Genomic DNA, 19,336 nt, shown 5'->3' on the forward strand with positions numbered 1-19,336 from the left:
AGAAAAAATATGTACAAGACTTATTATACATCGCCGATTGGCCGTATTCTCATCTTGACAGATGCACATGCCTTGTTGGGACTTTGGCTTGAGGGACAGAAATATTTTGGGGCAGGCTATGATTTAGAGCAAGCACAGGAGAGTGAGACAGCTGTTAGCCGACTTGTATCTGCTTGGCTCGACGCTTATTTTAAGGGAGAAAATCTCGCAACAAATGAAATTCCATTGGCACCCCAAGTGACTGAGTTTAGAAGCAAGGTTCTGACAGTGTTGCAGAAGATTCCCTATGGACAAACGGCTACCTATTCAGATATTTTGCGGGAATTGCAGGCTGAGTATGGGAAAATTGGCTCTGCTAGAGCAGTTGGTGGCGCCATTGGTCATAATCCCATTTCCCTTCTGATTCCTTGTCATCGGATTGTTGGAAGCGACGGCAAACTGACTGGCTATGCTGGTGGCCTTGATAAAAAAGCCTTTCTGTTGAAACTAGAGGCGGGGGAGAAAACAACAGGATAAATAAAACTATTGATAAGCTAAAAAAGCACCAATCGGTGCTTTTTAACTTACTTTAAATATGGTAAAATGGATGTGATTAAAATGGGAAAAGAGTATAAAATGGTGAAAAAATCAAACGCAAATATTGGATTTGAAAAGGAACTATGGGATGCTGCGGATTCACTTCGGGGGCACATTTCAGCGTCAGAGTACAGAAAAGTTATTGTTGGTCTAATCTTTTTAAAATATGTATCAGATGCTTTTGAAGAAAAATACCAACAATTACTTGCAGAGGGTGACGGATTTGAGAATGATCCTGATGCATATTCAGAGGAGAATATTTTCTTCGTCCCTGAAATAGCTAGATGGCAATTTATTGCGAGTCATGCCCATTCTTCGGAAATTGGCACAGTCTTGGATAAAGCCATGCGTGAAATTGAAGAGGATAATCCTAGTCTAGAGAATGTCCTTCCTCAGATCTATGCCAGTCCAGATTTAGATAAGCGAGTTTTAGGGGAAGTTGTAGACATTTTCACTAATATTCAAATGTATGAAGGTGAGAATGAAAAAGATTTACTTGGGCGTGCTTATGAATATTGTATTGAACAGTTTGCGGCATATGAAGGAAAACGAGGCGGTGAATTTTATACTCCGACCAGTATCGTAAAAACGATTGTAGAAATATTAAAGCCTTATAGAGGCCGTGTTTATGATCCTGCTTGTGGTTCAGGCGGTATGTTTGTTCAGTCAGCTAAGTTTATAGAGAATCATAGTGGGAATATTAATAATTTATCTGTTTTTGGTCAAGAATCTAATGCAGATACTTGGAAGATGGCCAAGATGAACATGGTTATCCGAGGTATTGATGCGGATTTTGGTGAGCACCAGGCGAACAGCTTTTTCAATGATTTACATCCAACACTAAAAGCTAACTATATCATGGCTAATCCACCCTTTAATATTTCCAACTGGGGAGCAGATAAACTGCAAGATGATATTCGATGGAAATACGGAACGCCACCTAATAGCAATGCAAACTATGCTTGGATTCAGCACATGATTCATCACATGGATCCTAGTAATGGCAAGGTTGGCTTGGTTCTGGCCAATGGCTCACTCTCATCGACTCAGAGCGGTGAAGGGGACATTCGTAAAAAAATTATCGAAGATGACTTAATTGAGGGAATTATAGCTCTTCCAGCTAATCTCTTTTACAGTGTAACTATTCCAGCCTGTCTCTGGTTTATCAGTAAAAATAAAAAACAAAAAGGAAAGACGCTGTTTATCGATGCTCGAAATATGGGAGAAATGATTGACCGTAAGCATCGCGACTTTAGCGACGAAGACATTAAGAAGTTAGCAGATACCTTTGAAGCCTTTCAAAATGGAAACCTTGAAGATGTTAAAGGATTTTGTGCGTCTGTTGAAACAGCAGAAATTGCAAAGCAAGATTTTATTCTTACGCCAGGTCGTTATGTTGGTATTGAGGAAAAAGAAGATGACGGAGAACCATTTGAAGAGAAGATGGACCGACTGACGACAGAACTATCAGAACTTTTTATTAAATCCCATAAATTAGAAGATGAGATTCGAGAAAGATTGGGGGAGATTGGGTTTGAAATTAAGTGATTGGAAGAAAGTAAAATTAAGTGAGCTAGGAACAATCGTTGGAGGTGGAACCCCATCTACTAAAAAAGAAGAATATTATGGGGGTAATATTCCTTGGATAACACCGAAAGATTTAGCAAATTTTGGTGAAAGATATATTGAACATGGGAATAGAAATATAACTTTGACGGGCTTGGAAAATAGTTCTGCTAAGATATTACCAGCAGGCTCAATCCTATTTAGTTCAAGAGCTCCCATTGGATATATAGCAATAGCGGCTAATAACGTCTCAACTAACCAAGGTTTTAAGAGTATTATCCCCAATTCAGATGTAGATTCCTTATTCTTATATTATCTATTGAAATTTAACAAGGATAAAATTGAAAATATGGGAAGCGGAACCACCTTTAAGGAGGTTTCTGCTAGCATTATGAAATCAATTGAGGTTTTTATTCCGACTGAAATAGTAGAACAAAGAAAAATTTCTGCTATTTTAGGTGCTATTGATGATAAAATTGAGAATAATAAAAAGATAAATCATCATTTAGTGGCTTAGTTTACTGATATTTCACCAGATAAAAGTTTTGGGAGAAGAGCTTTTTGTAGTGTTATCAATTTTCTATTTTCGTTAGCATTTTTAGCAATTTGATGCATGACTGGTGCTATAGTACTTTCGAATTTAGTAATCATTTCTGTTTTTGGAAGTAGTATAGGTAATGTTTTTACCTCAGTTTGATTTAATCCAGGTTGAGCTGCTTTACTAGAGGCACGAGAAAATAAGGCTTGTTTGTTTTTATCGTGCAGAAGTAAGAAATATAAGAAAAATGAACTTGGAGCTAACTCGTTTGGCCTTAATATAAAAATGTGTTCATTAATAGCACATTGTGCATGTGGAAAGTCATCCAAAGCCATTGAAACTTTCCCTGTATAAGCCCCATCTTTATATAATAAAACATCTCCAGAGTGTACAATACCACGTTTAAGTTTTTGGAAATATTCTAGACTTATAAATTTTTCTTTAGTGTAGTCATATTGGCCAAAACGCTCAATATTTTCTGCACCAATACTCGGTATACCATCGGTTTCAGCTCCTCCTTTGGGACGTGAGCCACTCTCTAGAGTACTTATAATATCACCAAGTTGAGCAGAGGAGCCATCATAGTAGATTTCTTCAAATAGTTCTTGGCCAATCTGCTCTAAATGATGATTTATCTTTTTAAGCTACCCATGGAGTATAATAAAAACGAAAGGTAGGTAGCTTATGAAAAATAAACTAATCACGCAAATTACAACAGATATGATCAAGCATTTAAGCGATCAACAATTAGAAAATCTGCAAAAGGTACTAACGGCAGCTTTTGTCAATGTAGAAGTTGCAGAGATTAAATCAGCTAATGAACAGAAGAGCAATAGTAAATTACTTGAGCTATTTATTTCAGCCAAACGGATTGAAGGCTGCAGTGAGAAGTCTTTGAAATACTATAAAATAGTTATTGAAAACATGCTTACCAGTCTTAAAACAGCTATAAGAGATTTGACTACCGGCGATTTGCGAACTTATCTTGCGCATTACCAGCAGGAGCGAAAATCAAGCAAGGTGACGATTGACAACATGCGTCGGATCTTTAGTAGCTTTTTTGGATGGTTGGAAGACGAGGACTATATTTTAAAGAGTCCTGTTCGTAGGATTCACAAGATAAAGACAGATAAAACAATCAAAGAGACTTTTTCTGACGAAGGGTTGGAGCTTCTAAGAGATGCTTGCGATGAGATTCGTGATTTGGCCATGATTGATTTATTGGCTTCAACTGGAATGCGGGTAGGTGAACTAGTAAGATTGAATAGAGAGGATATTAATTTTTATGAAAGAGAATGTCTTGTCTTTGGTAAAGGGAATAGTGAGCGAATCGTCTACTTCGACGCTAGAACAAAGATTCACTTGATAAACTATTTGGACAATCGTCAGGATGATAATCCAGCTCTGTTTGTTTCTTTATCTTTTCCATATAATAGACTATTAATCGGAGGGGTAGAAACAAGATTGAGACAAATCGGTGAAAAAGCAGATTTAAATAAGGTCCATCCACATAAATTCAGAAGAACATTGGCAACACGCGCCATAGATAAAGGCATGCCCATCGAACAAGTCCAGCACTTGCTTGGTCATGTCAAAATAGATACAACCATGCACTACGCTATGGTCAATCAAGCGAATGTAAAAAATTCGCATAGGAAATATATAGGGTGAGGAGAAGTAGAAATTGAATAATTGGAAGAAAGTGAAACTTTCGGATATTATAGAATTTAATCCCCGAGAAACTTTGTCAAAGGGAGCTATTGCTAAAAAAATAGCGATGGAAAAATTAGAACCTTTTACGCGCGATATTCCCGAGTTTGAGTATTTAGAATTTAGAGGTGGTACCAAATTCAGAAATGGGGATACTTTAATGGCTCGTATTACTCCAAGTCTTGAAAATGGAAAAACGTCTAAGGTAAATTTATTAGACGAAGATGAAGTAGGGTTTGGGTCTACTGAGTTTATTGTTGTAAGAGCTAAAGAAAATATTAGTGATGAAAATTTCGTTTATTATTTGATGATTGCTCCAAATATCAGAGAAGTTGCTATTAAATCAATGGTAGGAACGTCAGGCAGACAAAGAGTTCAACTAGATGTTGTCAAAAATCACGAAATTCTATGTCCTCCGTTAAAAGAACAAATTAGAATTGGTAAAATACTTAAGGCGTTAGATGATAAAATTGAGAATAATAAAAAGATAAATCATCATTTAGCGGCTATTAGTAAGAATTATTTGAAGATTTTCTATTCAAGTAATTCTATTAAATTAGGAGATATATTTGAATTAAAATCAGGCTATGCGTTTAAGAGTAAAGACTGGGTTGACGAAGGTAAACCAGTAATCAAAATAAAAGATATAGATGGGATAACTGTTGATATTACTAATCTAAATTATGTAAAAAATAAGTCTCAATTATCAAAGGCTTCAAACTTTGAGGTGTTTGGAAAAGAAATTGTAATGGCTCTAACGGGGGCGACTACTGGAAAAATCGGCGTTATTCCAAAAAATTTTAAGGGATATGTAAATCAGCGTGTTGGTTTATTTTATGCTAAAACAGAACTTTCTTATGCAGTCCTTTGGTCTATTTTGCAACAGCAAAATATAATTACAGACTTAATTAAACTTTCTAGCGGTTCTGCACAAGCAAACTTGAGTCCATTTTCAGTGAATAGTTATGACTTGAATGTAACATTTAAAGATTTAATTGAGTTAGACAAAGTACTCTCTCCTCTTTATGAGTTATTTTGTTTCAACCTTTCAGAAATTCAAAGGTTATCTAAACTAAGAGATACTCTCCTACCCAAACTTTTATCTGGTGAACTCTCTGTCAATCAAGCTATTAAATGATGATTTATCTGACGACTTTTGGGTTATGACTATTAACTAGCTTTAATAGCAAACTGGAAATGATGATTGTTTATAAACTATTCCTCAAAAAGTAACATAGTAGGATGAAATATGGAAGTTATAATTGATTTAGGAAATATTTGGGAATCGCTTTCAGCAATTGGTACGATTGGCGCAGTTGTTGTATCACTGTATCTTTCACGTAAAGATTCTATAAACGAAGTACGGGTGAGTACATAAGCAGCTTTATTGATAGGCTCTCTAGATAAAAAAGTCTATACGAATGTAACGGTTACTAATGTTGGAAGGNAGGAGGTAGTCATTACTAAGGTTGGAGTGACTCATTCAAAATGTGAAAAAATAAAATTTGCGTTTGCGTTCATGAAAAGTATTGGAATTTTTAATAATATACTGCCTACTAATTTAAGAACTGGTGAGTTTAATAATTTCGGATGTGTTGAGGAAGAGTTGAAACAACAGTTTATTCAGAACCGTTTAAGTGGGAAAAAGGCTTATGGCTATGCTATTGACTCGTTAGGGAAAGTATTTTTTTCAAAACAGTTTTTATTATTTGATGAGATAGTATAAGTATTGTTTACTATTTATAGAATGGAGAAATTTATGGGATTCACTGAGGACAACTACGAACATGCAGTCATTGAACTTTTTCGTGATAGTTTGGGCTATTCATATGTCTATGGTCCAGATGTAGAGCGTGATTATAGAACACCTTTATACTTGGATGAGCTTTATCCTGCTTTAGAAAGGATCAATGCTAAGCTACCGACTGTTGCAATTCAAGAGGCAATTGAAAAGCTACAGCGCTTTGAAACAGGTTCCTTGCTTCAAAAAAATAAGATTTTTACAAATTATCTTCAAAACGGTATAGAAGTTTCCTATTTTCATCAAGGAAGGAAACAATCTAATCTCGTTTATTTAGTTGATTTCGATAATGTAAATAATAATTCTTTTACTGTAATTAATCAATGGACAATTGTAGAGAAGAGTAATAAACGTCCGGATATTATAGTGTTTTTGAATGGTTTGCCAGTAGTTGTTTTTGAGTTGAAAAGTCCTTCTCGCCAAGAAACAGATGCTTCTGATGCCTATCGTCAGCTTAAAACATATCAGAAAGAAATTCCAAATTTATTTAACTATAATGCTTTTTGCGTAATGACGGATCTAGCCACTTCAAAGGCGGGGACAATTACTGCTGGTGAAGACCGCTTTATGGAGTGGAAGACTACTGATGGTAGTTTTGAAGATACTCAGTATGCTAATTTTACCACGTTCATTGAAGGTATTTTTGATAAGACTAGATTTCTGGATATTTTAAGGAATTTTATCTGCTTTTCTGAGGATGCCAAGATTTTAGCGGCTTATCATCAGTATTTTGCAGTGAATAAGGCTGCTGTATCTACTTTGAAGGCAACTAAAAGCGATGGACGGGGAGGTGTTTTCTGGCATACGCAAGGGAGTGGGAAATCCCTATCCATGGTTTTCTATGCTCATCTGCTGCAGAAAGTTTTAGACTCGCCAACTATTGTCGTTTTGACTGATCGAAATGATTTGGACGAACAGTTATATGGACAGTTTTCCAAATGCCAAGATTTTCTGAGACAGACACCGATTCGGGCAGAGAGCCGTTTGCATCTGAAAGAACTATTGACTGGTCGCCAAGCCAATGGCATTATATTTACAACTATGCAGAAGTTTTCAGAGTCAGATGAGGCGCTTTCTGATAGAAGAAACATTGTTGTCATGGCTGATGAGGCTCATCGTGGACAGTATGGACTTGAAGAAAAGATTAAAATTACCAAAGGAAAAGATGGAGAAAGAGAAGCGAAACTAGTCGTCGGAGCAGCCAGGTTGATTAGAGATAGCTTGCCTAATGCGACTTATATTGGATTTACTGGAACGCCTATTTCTACTAAAGATAAGTCTACAACAGAGGTTTTTGGTAATTATATTGATGTTTACGATATGACACAGGCGGTTGAAGATGGCGCTACTCGGCCCGTCTATTATGAAAGCCGTGTCATGCATTTAAAACTAGATGAAAATATCTTGCGTTTGATTGACACAGAGTATGACTTGATGGCACAAAGCGCTGAATCACATGCGATTGATAGAAGCAAAAAGGAATTGGGTCGTCTCGATAGTATTTTAGGGGCTGATCAAACTATTATTGCCTTGTGTGAAGATATCATTACCCATTATGAAGAAAATCGTGCGCAGGAATTAACTGGAAAAGCAATGATTGTTGCTTATTCTCGTCCGATTGCGATGAAAATTTACCGTACCTTACTTGAAAAGCGTCCGAATTGGACGGAAAAAATTGGAGTTGTCATGACTTCTAGTAATAATGATCCGGAAGAATGGCATGATATAGTAGGGAATAAGCGCCATAAAGAAGAGATGGCTAAAAGGTTTAAAGACAATGAAAGCCCATTTAAGATTGCTATCGTCGTTGATATGTGGCTGACTGGATTTGATGTTCCTAGCCTTGCAACCATGTATGTATATAAGCCAATGCAAGGTCATAATCTTATGCAGGCAATCGCTCGTGTTAACCGAGTATACAAAAATAAAGAGGGTGGACTTGTAGTTGATTATATCGGTATTGCAAGTGCTTTAAAGCAAGCCATGAACGATTATACAAATCGAGACAAAGGTAACTTTGGGGACACTGATATAGCTAAGACAGCTTTACCAAAGTTTGTTGAAAAACTAGAGGTCTGTCGTGATTTGTTTTATGGGTTTGACTATTCAGAATTCACGCTCTCTAAATCAAGTGATTTAATCAGAGCTAAAACAATTAGTAGTGGGGTAAACTTCTTGTCAAGTGTAGACAAGGAGAAGAAGAAAGAGCTCTTCATAAAAGAATCGTTACTCTTACGCCAAGCGTTATCACTTTGTCGTTCTTTGCTTACTCCTGAGCAACGTTTTGAAGCAGCTTATTTTGAAGCAGTCAGAACATTGCTGACACGAATAACTGGGGAGGGTAAAAAGCTTTCTCTGAAAGATATTAATGATCGTATCAATGAGTTACTAAAAGCTTCTATCAAGAGTGAAGGTGTCATTAATTTATTCTCAGATATTGATACAGGATTTTCGTTATTTGATCCTAAATTTTTAGATGAAATCTCTAAAATGAAGGAAAAAAACATAGCGGTAGAACTCTTAAAAAAATTATTACAAGAGCAGATTACCTTATATCAAAGAACAAATTTAGTCAAATCCGAAAAGTTCTCTGAAATTCTTTCGCGAGCGATGAGAGCATATCTGAATGGCATGCTTTCGAATGAAGAAGTTATTGCTGAATTAATGAAAATGGCCAAAGAAATGGCGAAAGCTCACGAAGAGGGGGATTCTTTAGGTCTTACCGATGAAGAATTAGCTTTCTATGATGCTTTGACGCAACCACAAGCAGTCAAAGATTTTTATGAAAATGATGAGCTTGTTGCAATGACTCATGAATTAACGGAGACATTGCGCAAAAGCAAAACTATTGATTGGCAGAAAAAACATTCTGCGCGTGCTCGTATGCGCATGCTTGTTAAACGGCTCCTTAGGAAATACAAATATCCACCGGATGGTGTCGAAGATGCCATTGTGACTGTTATCAAGCAATGTGAAATGTGGACGGATAATCCTGATAATAATTATGAGTCCTATTCATTTTCTGACCAACTGATGGCTGCTGAAAGTAGTGTAGAATTTGAATCGAAGTAAAATTTGACTGGCTATGCCGGTGGCCTTGATAAAAAAGCCTTTCTGTTGAAACTAGAGGCGGGGGAGAAAACGGAATAAATTTTTTTACTTACAGCAATAAACTAAAAATCCCTTTGTCAGCTACTGTGAGTGACAAAGGGGATTTTCATTAGTTGATATGCCATTGTGTGGCCAGCCAGTCGGCAAAGGCAGCATAGCGCTCTTTGAGGGCTTCATGATGCCCGTAAGGGTCAAAGACGGAGTAGGTGGTAAGGATTTCTTTCTGAATCAAGCGATGAATTTCTTCAGCATAGAAAGGAGCCTTGGAAAGTCGGTTCGAGTGATTCGCGCCTTCAGTCCTTCCATTCTGCAAATAGACTAGACAGTCCTTGTTTTTCAAGTCCTGTGTCCGACAATAGTCGGTAAAACCTGGGTACCAAAAGGAACCGCAGATAGAAAAAATACAAGGAATCTTACAGCCGTTATAGAGACTGTATACAGCCGCTAGTCCACCGAGAGAGTAGCCACCATAGGCAATTCTCTTGTCATCCAGTCGGTAGTGCTGTCTGATTTCGGCTAATATACCGTTGAATAGTTTCTGATGGTAGCTATCTGCTCTGCCGCCAAAATCGGGATTGCCAGGCTTTAGAGCATTGGCTTTCCAGGGTGTATAATCGTCCAGCCTGTTGTTTGATATCAGTCCGATTAAGATTACCGATGGAGAAAGCTTGCTTAGGTAGTTTATCTGTCCATCGTTTAGCAAGACAGCAGGATAAGGTCGTGATTTGTCATAATCTTGGGGCAGGGCAATGTTGACAGTGATACCCTCCCAGACAAAAGTCTTATTTATTGACAAAGTCATTGATTTTCTCGAGTGAGTCGATTACAGCAGGACCATAATCCATGAACTCATCATAGGAGATGGTCATGATTTTCTGATTTTTGACCGCTGGAACATCTTCCAGAACGGGATTAGCTTTCATTAGATCAACTGCTTGTTCATCCATGGCCTTGTTGCGGTCGCTGGTTACATAGATGATGACTTCTGGATCCATAGAGACCAGATTTTCCAAGGTCAAGTCAGAGGTTCCGGTCGCTACATTGGTATAGCCGAGCTGGTTAAGCAGGCTCTCCTGTAGAGCAGATTTATAGGCACCGAAAGTCTCATCGTTGTAGGCACACATGATGAGCGCTTTTTTCTTTTCGCCTTGGCTGGCCTTATTGGCCTTCTTGACAGTGTCAATTCTTGCCTGCAGTTGATCAGCATATTGATTGGCCTTGTCTTGGACGTTAAAGATGGTTCCTATATTTTTAACATCTTCAACGATATTGCCTAGGTCTTGTTTAGTATTGGACAGGGAAGCCTTCTGTGTATAGACAGGGATTTTGTTTTCATTCCAGGCACTGACTGTCCCCAGAGACTTCTCGGAAAACATCATGTTTCGGCCAAGAAGAGCGTCTGGCTCATAAGATAGCACAGTTTCCTGTGATACGGTTTTCTTGTCGCCGACTTGCGGAATGGTGGCAATATCAGCCTTGTATTTATCTGTGACATCGTTGTCTGGATTGAGCATACCGGCGATCTTGTCTTTCAATCCTAGTTCAATCAGGACTTCGGTCGTCGAAAGGTTGTTGGTGATGACCTTTTCCGGTGCCTTTTCAAAGACCTGATCAATCTCTTTGCCTTCGGCATCGTAAGTTTTGATTGTCACTGGATATTTTGTCTCTGCTGTGCTCTTTTTCGCGCTTTCTGTTTTGGAGGAAGATTGCGAAGTTGAGCTTTCTTTCGTACTTTCCTTAGATGAAGAATTGCAGGCTGCCATTGTCAATGCAGCAGTTGCGACGAGTAAGATACTGAGTGTTTTTTTCATATTGCCTTCCTTTCTTGGGCTTGGAGCTTGTATAGATAAAGCTGAAAACAGACTCTTATAGATACTGAATCATGGCCTGTCGATCCTTGGTCCAGATTACTTTGCTCTGAATGCCGTAAACGGCTTGCAGTGAATCATGAGTGATGGCCTCCTTTGGAGCGCCTTGGTATGCAATCTCACCTCCCTTCATGAGGTACAAATAGTCTGAATAACGACAAGCCAGTTGGATATCGTGTAAAACAGCTAAAACATTGATGTTCAGGTCTTTGACTATACGCAGCATATCCAGCTGGTATTTGATGTCCAGATGATTGGTTGGCTCGTCTAGGAGTAGTAGGCTTGGCTGTTGAGCCAAAGCGCGTGCCAGCAAGACTCTTTGCTTCTCACCACCAGACAGGGAAAGATAGGTTCGCTCTCTCTTGTCCAGCATGTCCACCTGACCCAAGGCATGACGGACAAGGGCGTAGTCTTTTTCGCTCTCTTTTTGAAAAAGGGACAGATGCGGCGTCCTGCCCAGCATGACGATTTCTTGGACGGTACAGTCAAACTGAAGATGGTTAAACTGAGTTACAACGGCTATTTTCTGGGCTGTTTTTTTTATGCTGACCTGTTCAAGCGGCCTTCCGTCTAGATAAATGTTCCCGCTGTCAGGTTTGATCTGACGGTAGATTGTTTTGAGCAGACTAGTTTTGCCGCTTCCGTTGGGTCCTAAAATAGTGTGAAACTGATTTCGCTCGACCTTGAGTGAAATCCCTTTTAAGATCTCTTTTTGGCCGACAGCATAGTGGATATTTTGGCAAGTTAGATCCATATCAGCTGCTTACCTCCTTTCGGCTTTTGGCTACAATGTAGATAAAGAAGGGTGCACCGACCAAAGCAGTGAAGATTCCAATCGGCAGTTCGGCATTTTTGACCAAAATTCGAGCCAAAACATCTGCCCAGACAAGAAAGAGTGAGCCGAGCAGAGTAGCGATAGGAAAGAGTCTTTTGTAGTTGGTACCGACTAATCTACGAGCAATGTGCGGAGTGATTAGTCCGACAAAGCCGATAATACCACAGCAGGCAACCAGCACCGCTGTCATGACTGCGACAACTGTTATATAGAGGAACCAGTAAAAACGCAGAGGGACTCCCAGGGTCAAAGCTGCTTCGTCCCCCATCATCATAGTATTGAAAATACGATACTGAGAACAGAAAAACAAAAAGGAGAGACCAACAACAAGAGCCGGCAAGGCTAAATCTGACCAAGAAGTTCCAGCCAGTGAGCCCATAGTCCAGAACTTGATTGTCATAAGGCTATCAGCATTGGCACCGACGGAAATGATAAAGTTGGAAAAAGCGATAAAGAGGGCATTTACAACTGTTCCTGATAAAATCAGACTGCTTGTCGTCATCTTTCCCTGCATGGATGCGATAAAAAGGACCACAGCTGATGCCAGAATGGCTCCTATAAAGGCGCCTGCGCCAGTAATGGATTTGAGCCCTAAGATGATACTTAGTGTGGCTCCGAAGGTTGCACCCGCTGAAATTCCTAAGATATAAGGCTCTGCGATAGGATTATTGACAGTAGATTGCATAACGCTGCCACAGACAGAAAGGCCAGCACCAGCCAGGATTCCCAAGAGCACTCTTGGAACCCGCATGTTCCAAACAATAGCGATTGTGGACGGAGATAGTTTGCCTGTGCCAAGGGGAAATCCGAGTTTGCTGAAAATAATCTGGTAAGTGTCTTGTATATCAATAGTGACCGATCCCAAGGAGACAGCTAAAAAGAGAGAACAAGCCAGAAAAATGACGAGAAGCAAGAGCAGGCAGATATAGCGAGAAAATCCGTGATTTTCTGACTTTTTAAAGAGCATCCAGACCTCCTTAACAGCAAAGATTAGAATTTTTAGACAATTTTTCATAAAAAATTATAACATTTTTAAATCAGAAGGGCAAGAAGGGCTAGAAACCTCTGATATGATAAGGATTTGTAACGCTTTCTCTTATCAATGATGAAAGCATCTTGTTGGTGTAAAAACTGGTTAGTGCAGAGCAAAAGAGTTCTTCGGAAAGTCTCGAGAGACGACTTCATTGGAGGAAAAGCAGGTGAACCTAAATGACTTGGTATAATTATTAGGAAACAAGAAAAAACGACAGAAAGTTTTCTATCGTTTTTTGAAATTATAAATGCTTAAGGACTAAGACAGCTATAACGATGCACAACAATGATAGCTCAAATAACCAGAAGTCCTTTGCCAAGTCCAATAATCATTCAAAATATAATATAGACTCATAAAATTCTATTCAAAATACAGTAGGTCCTTGCTGGTTTCGGTGAAGAGTTCAAAACCATTTTTAGTGACATAGCCGCAGTCCTCGATGCGGACGCCAACCTTGCCAGGAATGTAAATGCCGGGCTCGACAGAGAAGCACATGCCTTCCTCGATGACCATGTCATTGCCTTCCATGATAGATGGGAATTCGTGGACATCCATACCGATGCCGTGTCCAAGGCGGTGGTTAAAGTATTCACCATAGCCAGCTTTTTCGATGACCTCGCGGGCTGCTCGGTCTACTTCATGAGCTGTGACGCCTGGTTTGATAAAGTCAAGCGCTGCTTGCTGGGCTTCCAAAGTCAGATAATAGATATCTTTTTTGAACTGGTCTGGCTGACCGACAGCGACGGTCCGTGTCATATCGCTGGCGTAGCCATTGACCATGCAGCCCAAGTCAAAGAGGAGGAGGGCATTGTTTTCGATTTTATTGGCTCCGGGAATGCCGTGCGGATTAGCTGCATTATTGCCTGTCAGAACCATAGTTTCAAAACTCATCTCATAGCCTTCTCGCTTAATAGCAAAGTCGATTTGAGCGATGATATCTGTTTCGGTATTGTCCAGTGAAATATTGTCAAAACCAATATTGACAGCCTTGTCAGCATATTGGCCAGCTACCAGCATTTTCTGGATTTCGTCGGCTGACTTGATCAAGCGCAAGCGGTTGATGTAAGGAGTCAGATTGACAAATTCAGCCCCATCAAAAACAGTACGCAGGCCGTGATACTTGGTTAAAATCAGATTGTCAAACTCGACCGCTACTTGTTTGAAGGTTTGAGATGGTAGAGAAGTCTTGATCTTTTCCCAAGGATTTTCAGAATCGACATAGCCTACAACCTGAAAGTCTACGGTAGAAGAAGCACGCTCAACCTCTAGTGCTGGTACGAAAAGAAGTGGCTCATGGTCAGTGTAGACAAATAGGAACATCTGGCGTTCATGTGGATCGCTGTAAAAGCCTGTTAGGTAATGGATGGTTACAGGATCGGAGATAACAGCTACATCCTGCTTTTCATTTTCAAGATAAGTGATGATTTGATTGATTTTTGTCATAGTTCAACCTTCTTTCTATGCCTCTATTTTTGCAGAAAAAGTGAAAAAAATCAAGGATTTTAGTGAGGATTCCTCCTCCTTGACTGAGATTTTTGGTAGAAAGAGAGTTGAGTTGAAATTTCTATAAGAATGTTGGAATATAGTGTACGAAAATAGTATTTTTTAAGGAAAATTTGATATAATAGTGCTTATGGAGCAGTAGGACAAGTACAAAAACAATAGATGTCTAAGCTTAAAAATGTATAGATATGAAGGTAAAAAATGAAAAAAATATTAGTTGTAGATGACGAGAAGCCAATCTCGGACATTATAAAGTTTAACATGTCTAAGGAAGGCTATGAAGTACTGACAGCCTTTGATGGTAAGGAAGCTCTAGAAATGTTTGAAGCAGAGCAGCCGGATATCTTAATTCTGGATTTGATGTTGCCAGAAGTGGACGGACTGGATGTTGCTCGTACGATTCGCAAGACCAGCAATGTGCCGATTATTGTACTTTCGGCCAAAGATAGCGAGTTCGATAAGGTAATTGGTCTGGAAATCGGTGCCGATGACTATGTGACCAAGCCCTTTTCAAATCGTGAATTGCTGGCTCGGGTCAAGGCCTTGTTGCGCCGTTCTGAACTAATCCCAGATAGCCATGTGGACGAGAGCAGTCCAAAGGAACTGTTTATTGGGGATTTGCAGATTCTTCCAGATGCTTTTGTGGTGAAAAAACATGGGAAAGAATTGGAATTAACCCATCGTGAATTTGAGCTCTTGCACCATTTGGCGACTCATGTTGGTCAGGTCATGACGCGTGAGCACTTGCTGGAAACCGTCTGGGGCTATGATTACTTTGGAGATGTGCGGACAGTCGATGTGACCATTCGCCGTCTGCGCGAAAAAATCGAAGATACTCCAAGCCGTCCGGAGTATATCCTGACTCGTCGCGGTGTCGGTTATTACATAAGAAATAATGATTGAAACACTAAAAGAATTTGTGCTTTCTCCTGACTTTGTCTTTTCACTGATCGTTGTCGGCTTTATTATCGTTGTGGCTCTTTTACTTCTGGAAAATCGACGAGATACTCAAAAGCTGGTGCAGTTAAATCAAAAGATCAAGGGATTGATCGCAGGAGATTATTCAGAAGTTTTAGATATGCAGGGCAGTCCTGAAATCACGGACATGACCAATTCCATCAATGATCTTTCTGAAGTGATTCGCCTGACGCATGAAAATTTGGAGCAAGAAACCAAGCGTCTATCCAGTATCCTGTCTTACATGACGGATGGTGTACTTGCGACCAACCGTCGAGGACAGATTATCACTATCAATGACATGGCGACCAAGCAATTGGGAGTCAAGCGTGATGATGTACTTAATACCAGTATTTTAGATTTGCTGGATATTGCCGATGAGTACGATTTGCGCGAATTGATTACCAATGTTCCAGAATTGACCATTGATTCTCAAGATGAAAATGGTGAATATGTAAGCCTGCGGGTTCGATTTGCCTTGATCAGACGGGAGTCAGGTTTTATATCCGGGTTGGTAGCAGTGCTGCATGATACGACGGAGCAGGACAAGGAAGAACGGGAGCGTCGGCTTTTCGTTTCCAATGTTAGCCATGAATTGCGGACGCCTCTAACCAGTGTAAAATCCTATCTGGAAGCCTTGGATGATGGTGCTCTGTCAGAGCCTGTTGCACCGGAATTTGTCAAAGTTTCACTAACTGAGACAAACCGGATGATGCGGATGGTGACGGACTTGCTTAGCTTATCGCGGATTGATAATAATACCAGCCATCTGGACGTTGAGCTGACTAATTTTACGGCCTTTATCACCTATATCCTCAACCGTTTTGATAAGATAAAAAATCAGGATGAGACCAAAAAATATGAGATTATCAGGGATTATTCAATTACGCCGATTTGGGTAGAGATTGATACGGATAAGATGACCCAGGTTATTGATAATATCATGAACAATGCCATCAAGTATTCACCTGATGGTGGGACGATTACGGTTTCTGTGAGGACAACAGATGTTCAGTTGATTCTTTCAATTTCGGATGAAGGTTTGGGCATTCCCAAGCAGGATCTGCCAAAGATTTTTGATCGTTTCTATCGGGTGGATAAGGCCCGCAGTCGAGCCCAGGGAGGAACGGGCTTGGGTCTGGCTATTGCTAAAGAAATTATCAAGCAGCATCATGGCTTTATCTGGGCCAAAAGTGAGTACGGAAAGGGCTCTACCTTTACCATTGTCCTTCCATATGATAACGATGCTGTCCGTGTAGATGACTGGGAAAATGAAGAGAATGTAGAAAGTGAACATGACTAAGGGATTTCAATATAGTATTCTAGCATCAGGCTCGAGTGGTAATTGCTTTTATCTGGAAACAGACCAAAAACGCCTGCTTGTCGATGCTGGTCTATCAGGGAAAAAAATTACGAGCCTTTTGAGTGAAATTGATCGCAAACCAGAGGATTTAGATGCTATTTTGGTCACCCATGAGCACAAGGATCACATCCATGGTGTAGGGGTTTTGGCTCGTAAATACAATCTAGACATTTATGCCAACGAAGCAACCTGGCGAGCGATGGAAAAGGACTTGGGCAAGCTGGATGCCAGTCAGAAGCATATCTTTGAAATGGGTAAGATGAAAACCTTTGGCGATTTAGATGTCGAAAGTTTTGGAGTGAGCCACGATGCAGCTGCTCCCCAGTTTTACCGCTTTATGAAGGATGACAAGAGCTTTGTCATGCTGACGGATACGGGCTATGTCAGTGACCGCATGGCAGGAGTGATTGAGAATGCAGATGCTTATTTGATTGAGAGCAATCATGATATCGAGATTCTTCGGAGCGGTGCCTACCCGTGGAGCTTGAAACAGCGCATCCTATCTGACTTGGGGCACTTATCCAATGAAGATGGTGCGGAAACCATGATTCGCACACTTGGCAATCGCACCAAGCGCATCTATCTGGGGCATTTGAGCAAGGAAAATAATATCAAGGAATTGGCTCATATGACTATGGTTAATCAGTTAGCTCAAGCCGATATGGCGGTCGGTCACGACTTCCAAGTCTATGATACCTCGCCTGATACTGCGACACCTTTAACGAGTATTTAAAAGTTTTCATCAAAGGAACTTTTTGAAGTGAAAAGATGGACAAAATCGAAAGTAAGTTACTTCTCAATTAGGGTTTGCAACCTCAACAGTCACTTGTTGTTGAGCAATCAGATAGCGAATCAAGACCTTTTGAACATAGTAAAGCTAGACTGAGACACTTTTGTCCCAGTCTCTTTTCCTCTACTTTAAAGGACTGTGTGATATAATAAGTTAATACAAAAATAGTTGTGGTGAGTTTTTATGCGAGAAGCTGATTTCAATCGTATTGCCCAAGGAGTTTTTTAGCAATGAAGAAGTATTTGAACAAAAAGTTTATTCTCTTTCTACTTCCATTACTTGTTGTTCTAGTGGGGACTGGAATCGTTATCTTTTTACACCAAAAACAATCAATCCCTAAAAAAGAGTTCCGTATACTGAAACAACAAGTTGTGGAACATGTAGACTTTTTTGGAGAGCAAAATCAGTATGTTTATCTGAAGCTGTCCCCTGGTGGTTATGATGCTCATATCAATCTTGGTAAAAAATATTTTGTGACATTTGAGCGTCGATTTCAAAACACGTCTTCTGAACGTCCCTTAGATGGATGGTACTGGTATGCTTATATTTATGATATTGAGCAAAAGGAACCAAGTGCTCAGAAGGTAGATTTGTATGCATTAGTTAAAAAATATGATTCGTCTTACTATCTCAATCAGCAAGGGACAATTCTTTATCAAGATGGGAAAGAGTATCAGATATTGGAGCTTCGTAAATCGAAAGATGATAGTTCTAAATTTGTTTTATTGAATCTCGAAAGCCATCAGATCGAAGATAAGCACCCTCAATTACAAAATTTAAAGTATGCAGAACAATATAGAATAGGTAGTTTGGCGATAGGTGCAAATATATTTGACCAGATAACTAAATCAGGATTTTTACAGAATAGAGATTCCTTGATTGTGAATTCTGAAAACGATATAGTGGAAACAAATAATTTTGCAAAGGAGTATCCAGATATTCTGAAAAAAATACGCATAAATTCAGATAAGAGTTATATTGGTTTCCGTCAAGGATTGGTTAGTGCCGAAGATGAATATCAGACTTTGCGACACTGGTTTGCGCCAGTTGGCCAGGACAAACTGGAAGTAATCGGTACCAATAGCTATACGGGCGAAACAAAGGTGTTAAATACCTATGATGAATTTCAAGAATGGGGAGCATGGAATAAGAATGAGCAGAAGAACAATTAAAAATTCATCTATACCCGTTTTAAATATTAAAAATCGTTAGTTTGAACTTTTCTTAGTCAGAGAATGAACTTAAGTGATTCTTAAATATCGGAAAGGAGCTTGTATGCGGCCAATTTACTTTGTGGTAGGTCTCTTATCTTTAGGGTTAGGAGTTTTGGGGATTTTTCTTCCTCTCCTGCCGACGACACCATTTCTTCTCTTGTCCATCGCCTGCTTTTCACGCAGCTCCAAGCGGATTGAGAATTGGCTTTATCACACCAAAATGTATCAAATCTATGTCGCAGATTTTCGGGAGACAGGCTCGATTGCCAAAGAGCGCAAGAAAAAGATTATCGTGTCCATCTATATCTTGATGGGAATTTCTATTACCTTCGCGCCCATTATTTGGGTGAAAATTTTCTTGTTCGCCCTGACAATCTTTATTACTTATTACCTTTTCAAAGTCATCCCAGATAAGGAATAGACCGGGAATTACGCTAAGAAGACAAGTAAACAAGTGCGTTGGCACTTGTT

At 39.5% G+C, this 19,336-nt stretch carries 17 protein-coding genes and 2 pseudogenes; 13 read left to right on the forward strand and 6 right to left on the reverse strand.

Annotation, left to right across the window (positions count from 1 at the left end):
* Nucleotides 1-9 precede the first annotated feature (9 nt).
* The 3 genes from D8872_RS06505 (at nt 10) to D8872_RS06515 (ending at nt 2,659) form a co-directional block, all read left to right on the forward strand.
* The gene (locus tag D8872_RS06505) at nt 10-516 is read left to right on the forward strand and encodes a methylated-DNA--[protein]-cysteine S-methyltransferase (protein WP_125390361.1); all 507 of its coding nucleotides are present in this window, start codon (nt 10-12) and stop codon (nt 514-516) included.
* Between the two features lie 99 nt (nt 517-615).
* Nucleotides 616-2,124, forward strand: coding sequence for a type I restriction-modification system subunit M (locus tag D8872_RS06510; RefSeq protein WP_125390397.1), 1,509 nt, complete (start codon nt 616-618; stop codon nt 2,122-2,124).
* A complete protein-coding gene (locus D8872_RS06515) occupies nt 2,111-2,659 on the forward strand; it encodes a restriction endonuclease subunit S (protein WP_260471681.1) in 549 nt (182 codons plus the stop codon). Before D8872_RS06510 ends, D8872_RS06515 begins: the two co-directional genes overlap by 14 nt.
* Here the strand turns inward: D8872_RS06515 and D8872_RS06520 are convergent.
* Nucleotides 2,656-3,315, reverse strand: coding sequence for a restriction endonuclease subunit S (locus D8872_RS06520; protein ID WP_125390363.1), 660 nt, complete (start codon nt 3,313-3,315; stop codon nt 2,656-2,658). The genes D8872_RS06515 and D8872_RS06520 overlap by 4 nt on opposite strands.
* A gap of 49 nt (nt 3,316-3,364) precedes the next feature.
* Between D8872_RS06520 and xerA the strand changes: the two genes are divergently transcribed.
* The 5 genes and pseudogenes from xerA (at nt 3,365) to D8872_RS06540 (ending at nt 9,263) form a co-directional block, all read left to right on the forward strand.
* Complete coding sequence (gene xerA, locus D8872_RS06525; protein ID WP_002912918.1) at nt 3,365-4,351, forward strand: site-specific tyrosine recombinase/integron integrase; 987 nt, start codon at nt 3,365-3,367, stop codon at nt 4,349-4,351.
* Nucleotides 4,352-4,364: 13 nt separating this feature from the next.
* Nucleotides 4,365-4,898 (forward strand): annotated as a pseudogene (locus D8872_RS11130) (restriction endonuclease subunit S); the annotation flags it as partial.
* A 15-nt stretch (nt 4,899-4,913) separates the two neighbouring features.
* A complete protein-coding gene (locus D8872_RS11135) occupies nt 4,914-5,528 on the forward strand; it encodes a restriction endonuclease subunit S (RefSeq protein ID WP_312023921.1) in 615 nt (204 codons plus the stop codon).
* Nucleotides 5,529-5,639: 111 nt separating this feature from the next.
* Nucleotides 5,640-6,116: pseudogene (locus D8872_RS11240) on the forward strand (hypothetical protein).
* A gap of 33 nt (nt 6,117-6,149) precedes the next feature.
* Complete coding sequence (locus D8872_RS06540) at nt 6,150-9,263, forward strand: type I restriction endonuclease subunit R (protein ID WP_125390365.1); 3,114 nt, start codon at nt 6,150-6,152, stop codon at nt 9,261-9,263.
* Between the two features lie 148 nt (nt 9,264-9,411).
* Here D8872_RS06540 and D8872_RS06550 read toward each other — a convergent pair whose 3' ends face one another.
* The 5 genes from D8872_RS06550 to D8872_RS06570 all read right to left on the reverse strand — a co-directional run bounded on the left by D8872_RS06550 (nt 9,412) and on the right by D8872_RS06570 (nt 14,481).
* Nucleotides 9,412-10,104, reverse strand: coding sequence for an alpha/beta hydrolase-fold protein (locus D8872_RS06550; RefSeq protein WP_125390366.1), 693 nt, complete (start codon nt 10,102-10,104; stop codon nt 9,412-9,414).
* Complete coding sequence (locus tag D8872_RS06555; protein ID WP_125390367.1) at nt 10,085-11,113, reverse strand: ABC transporter substrate-binding protein; 1,029 nt, start codon at nt 11,111-11,113, stop codon at nt 10,085-10,087. The genes D8872_RS06550 and D8872_RS06555 overlap by 20 nt, the downstream gene beginning before the upstream one ends.
* A 55-nt stretch (nt 11,114-11,168) precedes the next feature.
* Nucleotides 11,169-11,924 (reverse strand): ABC transporter ATP-binding protein, encoded by a 756-nt coding sequence (locus D8872_RS06560; protein WP_125390368.1) that lies wholly within the window; start codon nt 11,922-11,924, stop codon nt 11,169-11,171.
* 1 nt (nt 11,925) lies between these two features.
* Nucleotides 11,926-12,972: a FecCD family ABC transporter permease gene (locus tag D8872_RS06565; protein WP_125390369.1), complete on the reverse strand. Its 1,047-nt coding sequence runs from the start codon at nt 12,970-12,972 to the stop codon at nt 11,926-11,928.
* A gap of 426 nt (nt 12,973-13,398) precedes the next feature.
* Entirely contained in the window at nt 13,399-14,481 is a 1,083-nt protein-coding gene (locus D8872_RS06570; protein WP_125390370.1) for a M24 family metallopeptidase, read from the reverse strand.
* Between the two features lie 261 nt (nt 14,482-14,742).
* Here D8872_RS06570 and yycF point away from each other — a divergent pair, with 261 nt between their 5' ends.
* The 5 genes from yycF to D8872_RS06595 all read left to right on the forward strand — a co-directional run bounded on the left by yycF (nt 14,743) and on the right by D8872_RS06595 (nt 19,286).
* Nucleotides 14,743-15,444: a response regulator YycF gene (gene yycF / locus D8872_RS06575; RefSeq protein ID WP_125390371.1), complete on the forward strand. Its 702-nt coding sequence runs from the start codon at nt 14,743-14,745 to the stop codon at nt 15,442-15,444.
* Nucleotides 15,437-16,801, forward strand: a complete 1,365-nt coding sequence (gene vicK / locus D8872_RS06580; protein WP_125373726.1) for a cell wall metabolism sensor histidine kinase VicK — start codon at nt 15,437-15,439, stop codon at nt 16,799-16,801. The genes yycF and vicK overlap by 8 nt, the downstream gene beginning before the upstream one ends.
* Nucleotides 16,794-17,594, forward strand: a complete 801-nt coding sequence (gene walJ, locus D8872_RS06585) for an exodeoxyribonuclease WalJ (protein WP_125390372.1) — start codon at nt 16,794-16,796, stop codon at nt 17,592-17,594. Before vicK ends, walJ begins: the two co-directional genes overlap by 8 nt.
* A gap of 287 nt (nt 17,595-17,881) precedes the next feature.
* On the forward strand, nt 17,882-18,823 hold the full coding sequence (locus D8872_RS06590) for a hypothetical protein (RefSeq protein ID WP_125390373.1): 942 nt from the start codon (nt 17,882-17,884) through the stop codon (nt 18,821-18,823).
* Nucleotides 18,824-18,926: 103 nt separating this feature from the next.
* On the forward strand, nt 18,927-19,286 hold the full coding sequence (locus tag D8872_RS06595; protein WP_125390374.1) for a DUF454 family protein: 360 nt from the start codon (nt 18,927-18,929) through the stop codon (nt 19,284-19,286).
* The last annotated feature ends 50 nt before the right edge of the window (nt 19,287-19,336 follow it).

This window comes from Streptococcus cristatus, from assembly GCF_003943815.1.
Taxonomy (GTDB): domain Bacteria; phylum Bacillota; class Bacilli; order Lactobacillales; family Streptococcaceae; genus Streptococcus; species Streptococcus cristatus_F.

Coding starts and splice junctions, on each gene's coding strand:
- D8872_RS06510 (WP_125390397.1), top strand. CDS start 616: ATGGTGAAAAAATCAAACGCAAATATTGGATTTGAAAAGGAACTATGG.
- D8872_RS06590 (WP_125390373.1), top strand. CDS start 17,882: ATGAAGAAGTATTTGAACAAAAAGTTTATTCTCTTTCTACTTCCATTA.
- xerA (WP_002912918.1), top strand. CDS start 3,365: ATGAAAAATAAACTAATCACGCAAATTACAACAGATATGATCAAGCAT.
- D8872_RS06595 (WP_125390374.1), top strand. CDS start 18,927: ATGCGGCCAATTTACTTTGTGGTAGGTCTCTTATCTTTAGGGTTAGGA.
- D8872_RS06570 (WP_125390370.1), bottom strand. CDS start 14,481: ATGACAAAAATCAATCAAATCATCACTTATCTTGAAAATGAAAAGCAG.
- D8872_RS06550 (WP_125390366.1), bottom strand. CDS start 10,104: ATGACTTTGTCAATAAATAAGACTTTTGTCTGGGAGGGTATCACTGTC.
- D8872_RS06540 (WP_125390365.1), top strand. CDS start 6,150: ATGGGATTCACTGAGGACAACTACGAACATGCAGTCATTGAACTTTTT.
- D8872_RS06560 (WP_125390368.1), bottom strand. CDS start 11,924: ATGGATCTAACTTGCCAAAATATCCACTATGCTGTCGGCCAAAAAGAG.
- D8872_RS06565 (WP_125390369.1), bottom strand. CDS start 12,972: ATGCTCTTTAAAAAGTCAGAAAATCACGGATTTTCTCGCTATATCTGC.
- yycF (WP_125390371.1), top strand. CDS start 14,743: ATGAAAAAAATATTAGTTGTAGATGACGAGAAGCCAATCTCGGACATT.
- D8872_RS06555 (WP_125390367.1), bottom strand. CDS start 11,113: ATGAAAAAAACACTCAGTATCTTACTCGTCGCAACTGCTGCATTGACA.
- vicK (WP_125373726.1), top strand. CDS start 15,437: ATGATTGAAACACTAAAAGAATTTGTGCTTTCTCCTGACTTTGTCTTT.
- walJ (WP_125390372.1), top strand. CDS start 16,794: ATGACTAAGGGATTTCAATATAGTATTCTAGCATCAGGCTCGAGTGGT.
- D8872_RS06505 (WP_125390361.1), top strand. CDS start 10: ATGTACAAGACTTATTATACATCGCCGATTGGCCGTATTCTCATCTTG.